Source organism: Bacillus sp. P4_D3 (assembly GCF_056401855.1).
In genome coordinates this window covers 1-4,941 of the sequence record NZ_JBFUIN010000235.1, presented here as the reverse complement: position 1 = coordinate 4,941, position 4,941 = coordinate 1, and the positions used below count along the sequence as shown (strand labels likewise).

The following is a 4,941-nucleotide window of genomic DNA, read 5'->3' as shown; positions in this document are numbered from 1 at the left end:
CAACACAAAATGTAGTACATAGTTTACTTTCAGTCTAATTACTACACAGACTTTTATACATATGACGTTATTGTTTTAGGCATATATAGGGGGAGAGAAAATGAGAAAGTTATTAACAGTAATTGGACTTACGTTTTTAATGCTAGCGGGATGTAGTAATGGGGATTTTGAAAAAGCGATGGATGAGGGGAAGACGGCGTTAACGAATAAAGAATATAAAAATGCTTTATCATCATTTGAAAGAGCACTAGATGAGAAAAAAGATGATTCAGATGCAAAAGTGTTTGTAGAGCAAACGAAAGCAATGATTGAAGCAGTGAAGCTAAAAGAAGAAGCAAAATTAGAAGAATCGATCAAGTCACTTGAAAAAGTAGAGAGCGTGAAGAATGGAAGTAATGCGCTTATAAAACAAGCAAAGGAAGAACGAACAGCATTAGTAGCGATCTTAGAACAAAAAAAGAAGTATGAAGAGCAGCTGGTGAAAAGTGAAGAGTTAATAAGTAAGAAAAATTATGCAGAAGCGAAAGAGATGTTAAATAAGGTAGTTTCAGAAACAAAAGATAACAAGAACCTTGAAGAATATAATAAAAAAGCTTTAGGATTAATCACTAAAATTGGTGAAGAAGAAAAAAATGCAAAGAATGTAACGGCAGCAGCGAAGGCACAAAAAAATGATGCAGTAACGAGTCAAAAGGTAGCGACAGAGAAGAACCAAAAGGTAGAGGCAGAAAAGAATCAGAAGGTAGCGACAGAAAAGAACCAAAAAGCAGAGACAGAAAAGAATCAAAAGGTAGCGACAGAAAAGAACCAAAAAGTAGAGACAGAGAAGAATCAAAAGGTAGAGACGGAAAAGAATCAAAAGGTAGAGACAGAGAAGAAGCAAGATGAATTTACTTTTGAGAAAGCTAAAGGATATATTAAAAAAGAATATAATGAAGAATATCAATACACTTTAGAGGATACACAAGTCGAAAATGGAAAGAAATATTATAAAATTAGAGTGCGTACGACATATAAAATAGAAGGCGCAGCTGGATCAGGATTTACTGGAGTATTCAAGGTATTTGAAGATGGTACAGTTATTGAAATGCACTAAATCGATGAAGAGGATACGATGAATCTTTATATTTCTAGTAAAGATTCATGTATATTTTAGAAGTGAAAACGGCCATTTAAGTATGTACGGTGAACCGTATCATAAATAACGGTAAACTTTTGTGAAAAATATTTTGGTAGTTATAATGATTTATGAAAACAGTAGATAATAAAAGAAGCTTAATGATTAATCTGTACCCTTTGTAAGGGGCATTTTGAAAAAAGTTATGCAACAACATGAAGATGATTTCTGTATTCAACAGAGGTCATCTTCTTTAATTCTTATAGAACTAACCATGCAGGTTAGCTCTATAAAAAAATTTCAATTTATTACAAAGTGTAGAAAAGCATAATTTTTCAAAGGCAAAGCAAGAATGGGTATATTATGGAATGGTAGACAATAAGTTTTGTGGAGCAAACTGTCATCTATGTTGCCATGAAAGAATCCGTTATGAGTTTACAATTATCAATCGACTAAACAAGCAAGCAATGGTAGTAGGTTCTGAATGTATCAAGAAGTTTACAGAAGGATTTACAGAAACTTTCTATGATACAAAAGGAAACGTAGTTACAGAGAAACGTCTAACAGAAGATAAGAATGATTATTTAAAACGATTCTTAAGCCGTGAATTAGATGAGAAAATTGTACCAAAGAATAATAACTTCTATAATAGTATTGTAAAACAAATAAAGGAAGATGGTAAACTATCTCCTTTACAGATTAGTTATTTAAAAAGTTTCTACAATACATTAAATGAAACAGGTCAGCAAGCCTTTAAAATGGTAGTCAAAGTAAACTTGAAAACAAATAAACAAAAACAGCAAATGAAAGAGTTTAAATGGCATGAACTACAATTTGTAGGGCAGTTTATGAGTTCACAACAAAGAGAACGCTATAATATCATATTAAAATAAGAGAGGGGTAGAACATGCCATTCCATATAGGTAGTGCAAGAGCAGGTTTCACTAAGGTAAGTGGTACAGGAGAAGACTTAGGGGTAGGTGCATTCTATAAGTATTTAGGATACAGAGAAAACGGTAAAGATGTAATGGAACGACACGAAGCTTATGTTGAGGATATTCATGTAGAAACTGTAACGAAATACGGTAAAGTATACTGGAATACGATTGATAGTGAACTAGAATATGCAAAAAAAAAAAGATTAGTGAACTAGGATATACAGAAAAGGAAACTCTTAGAGATGTATTACTTAGGGCAGATAGATGTTTGAGAGACTATGGTTACGCTATAAAATAGTAGATTTTAGGAGAAATAAATCTATTTAAAAGGGGTATCAAGGATGGGGAAATTCAAGAAAGACCAAAAAGTAGTTGCACTTACATTTGAGGGGTTAACGCCATGTACCATTGTAAGAGTTGGTTGGATTTTTATTACGGTACAGGTAGAGGAAACAAAACATCTGTATTCGATTACAAAAGGTAAGATAGTTCCTTTAGAAGAAGACAAACACTACTTATTAGAAGAGTGTATAAATGAAGAAGGTAACTTTGAAATAGGCGATGTGTTTGGTATTATTGATTCATCAAACTTAGAAAGTGTAAAGAAAGAATTTGCTAACAACGGTGAATTCGAGAAGAAAGATGGGCAATATTATACAAGACTTAAAACAGGTAGTGAGTTACTGAAACAATACTTCAACTAATATCTCACAAAGGGGTATCCAATATGATTGAGATGAAACAGGTAAAAGTAGGGAGAGACCAAAAGGAGTCTCTTTTTGTTTTAAATGGTGAAGGTGAAATTATATTAAGTACAGAGAAAAAGTCCATCTTAAACAGGTGGTGTAATCTATTAGGTATAGAGATACCGACTAATGTAAAAATAACAGAAGTAGACAATGTACATATAACTACATATCAAGTAGAGAAGACTGTCATGTGTAAGGAATTTATAGATAAGAAAGAAGTACCTTTAGGGGTATCTCCTTGTCTAACCTTTGTACCTATGAAAGACTGTGATGAATACATGGAAGTAATTGCTTACGTACATATTGACGAGAAAGTCACAACAATCTATATACCGCATGAAACTTCAAATGCATTTGTAGAGTTGTATACAGGAGAAGTAGACACTAGTGTAAAGTTACCATTTTTAAATTATAATTTCTAATTTCTAATAGGAGCGTGTGAAATTATGGCAAATAATATTGAAGCATATTGTGAAAATTGTGGAGACGAAACGCTACATTTTGCTGATGTAGATGGTTGGTATTGTGATGAATATGACTCAGAAAATAGAAGCATTTCTGCTAATCCATATGGTGGGCAAGATTACTAAATTAATGATGGCAAAAAGACCAGAACGTCTATTATTAGATGTTCTGGTCTTTTAATTGTTACTAAAAGCAACATGAGCATAGATATCCATCATTGTCTTCACATTGAGTGGCCTAAACGATTTTGTACTTCTTTTATCTTCGCTTCAAGCTTCAAATAATATGTTGATTTTCGGGTCCCTAGTAAAGTGAAAAATGATAGAATGAGAAAAATATTCATTAGCTTATTCCAGAATAGGGTGCGATTGTGGAACAACACAGGTAGAAAGTGAAGTAGTACGATGTAACGGAGATATGACATAGAAAAATTATTCTACAAAATGTAAGGTTATTTTTCTGGATCTACTATTAATCTGTAACTTTAGATAGTTATAAATCGCAAGTGTACTAGGCAGTGGGATTTTAACAGCAACAAAACAGAGATAATGAAAGTAAACAGGTATCCTTCTTATTGGAGGATACCTTTTTAGCATAAAAAAAAGCATCTAGCAAAAGTACTAGATGCAAACAAAAACACAAGGGAAGATAAATGTCTTCCCTTTTCCCGTAAGTAATTATATCAAAAAAATTATAAAAAACTAGCTTTATTTTTTATATAATTGATGTGTGAGGCTATGATATTGTAGGATTACACTATTTTTATAGTGTTTTTTATTAAAAGGAGTGAATTATAGTGCTCAAAGTAAAGTTTTATGATTGGAAAAAACAACGTCCTAAAAAACATTATTTGCGTGTGCATGAAATTAGGATTTTCGAGTTAATTTTTTCAAAGGCAATTAGCGATTTTGAGATGGGATTAGGAGAGATTGAGCAAGTTACTGTTTACTGTTTAGCTAATGAAAACACTGATATTTCATATAACGTGAATAGATCTTTAGGGGAAATTCGTGTAGATGTTCCTTATGATTTTATGGGATTTTTAACACTTGATTCAGTTGAAGAGAAATACAACGAGTTTTGTAAACTAGTACGTCAATATGTTATCCCCGGACTTGAAGTAAACTCTACTCTCTCACCATCTATTGTTAGAGAGTATGTCGAAAAGTCTTTAGGAGAAATTGTGAAACAAAACTATGAAGGGATATTTTTAGTAGGGAAGACACCTAAAAAAAGCCCAAGCCGTAAGAAGATAGCGATATTAAAAGGGATTCATCGCGTCAAAGGTTTCCAGCTACGATGCGAGGTGTATGATGAAAAGGGTTTAAAGATTCGCGATCAGTTATTGGTGGAAGAGGTAGGTAACGAAATGGTGTATTCAAGATTTTTAGGCACATTAAAATGGGAAAATGAAAATTTAATTGTGGTCAAATCAAAATCCAGTAGTTGGAAAGAAGAAATTTATATTTAATAATAAAGTTATTATAGAAGAAATGATTTGTAGAAAGAAGAGAGGCTATTGGTTCTTCTTTATTTATGTGTATTCAATTAATGAAGGGAATTTTAAAGAAATGCTCGATATGATGTGATAACTATAATTTTACAAAATTGTATATAAAGCCTTATTTTCTGCTAATATATAATTAATAAATTCATATAATTGGAGTGATGA

At 32.1% G+C, this 4,941-nt stretch carries 7 protein-coding genes; all 7 read left to right on the top strand.

Annotated elements, in window-relative coordinates:
- The first annotated feature begins 100 nt into the window (after positions 1-100).
- The 7 genes from AC1DTM_RS18100 to AC1DTM_RS18070 all read left to right on the top strand — a co-directional run bounded on the left by AC1DTM_RS18100 (position 101) and on the right by AC1DTM_RS18070 (position 4,740).
- Positions 101-1,096, top strand: a complete 996-nt coding sequence (locus AC1DTM_RS18100) for a hypothetical protein (RefSeq protein ID WP_016104099.1) — start codon at positions 101-103, stop codon at positions 1,094-1,096.
- A gap of 389 nt (positions 1,097-1,485) precedes the next feature.
- Complete coding sequence (locus AC1DTM_RS18095; RefSeq protein WP_016104100.1) at positions 1,486-2,010, top strand: hypothetical protein; 525 nt, start codon at positions 1,486-1,488, stop codon at positions 2,008-2,010.
- Between the two features lie 14 nt (positions 2,011-2,024).
- Positions 2,025-2,270 (top strand): hypothetical protein, encoded by a 246-nt coding sequence (locus AC1DTM_RS18090; RefSeq protein WP_016104101.1) that lies wholly within the window; start codon positions 2,025-2,027, stop codon positions 2,268-2,270.
- 126 nt (positions 2,271-2,396) lie between these two features.
- A complete protein-coding gene (locus tag AC1DTM_RS18085; RefSeq protein ID WP_016104102.1) occupies positions 2,397-2,759 on the top strand; it encodes a hypothetical protein in 363 nt (120 codons plus the stop codon).
- A gap of 23 nt (positions 2,760-2,782) precedes the next feature.
- A complete protein-coding gene (locus AC1DTM_RS18080; RefSeq protein ID WP_016104103.1) occupies positions 2,783-3,226 on the top strand; it encodes a hypothetical protein in 444 nt (147 codons plus the stop codon).
- Positions 3,227-3,250: 24 nt separating this feature from the next.
- On the top strand, positions 3,251-3,394 hold the full coding sequence (locus tag AC1DTM_RS18075) for a hypothetical protein (protein WP_016104104.1): 144 nt from the start codon (positions 3,251-3,253) through the stop codon (positions 3,392-3,394).
- A gap of 671 nt (positions 3,395-4,065) precedes the next feature.
- Positions 4,066-4,740: a hypothetical protein gene (locus AC1DTM_RS18070; RefSeq protein ID WP_133059473.1), complete on the top strand. Its 675-nt coding sequence runs from the start codon at positions 4,066-4,068 to the stop codon at positions 4,738-4,740.
- Positions 4,741-4,941 lie beyond the last annotated feature (201 nt).

Excerpts from the sequence above, each read along its gene's own strand:
- AC1DTM_RS18090 (WP_016104101.1), top strand. The coding sequence starts at position 2,025 with ATGCCATTCCATATAGGTAGTGCAAGAGCAGGTTTCACTAAGGTAAGT.
- AC1DTM_RS18100 (WP_016104099.1), top strand. The coding sequence starts at position 101 with ATGAGAAAGTTATTAACAGTAATTGGACTTACGTTTTTAATGCTAGCG.
- AC1DTM_RS18085 (WP_016104102.1), top strand. The coding sequence starts at position 2,397 with ATGGGGAAATTCAAGAAAGACCAAAAAGTAGTTGCACTTACATTTGAG.
- AC1DTM_RS18080 (WP_016104103.1), top strand. The coding sequence starts at position 2,783 with ATGATTGAGATGAAACAGGTAAAAGTAGGGAGAGACCAAAAGGAGTCT.
- AC1DTM_RS18075 (WP_016104104.1), top strand. The coding sequence starts at position 3,251 with ATGGCAAATAATATTGAAGCATATTGTGAAAATTGTGGAGACGAAACG.
- AC1DTM_RS18095 (WP_016104100.1), top strand. The coding sequence starts at position 1,486 with ATGGTAGACAATAAGTTTTGTGGAGCAAACTGTCATCTATGTTGCCAT.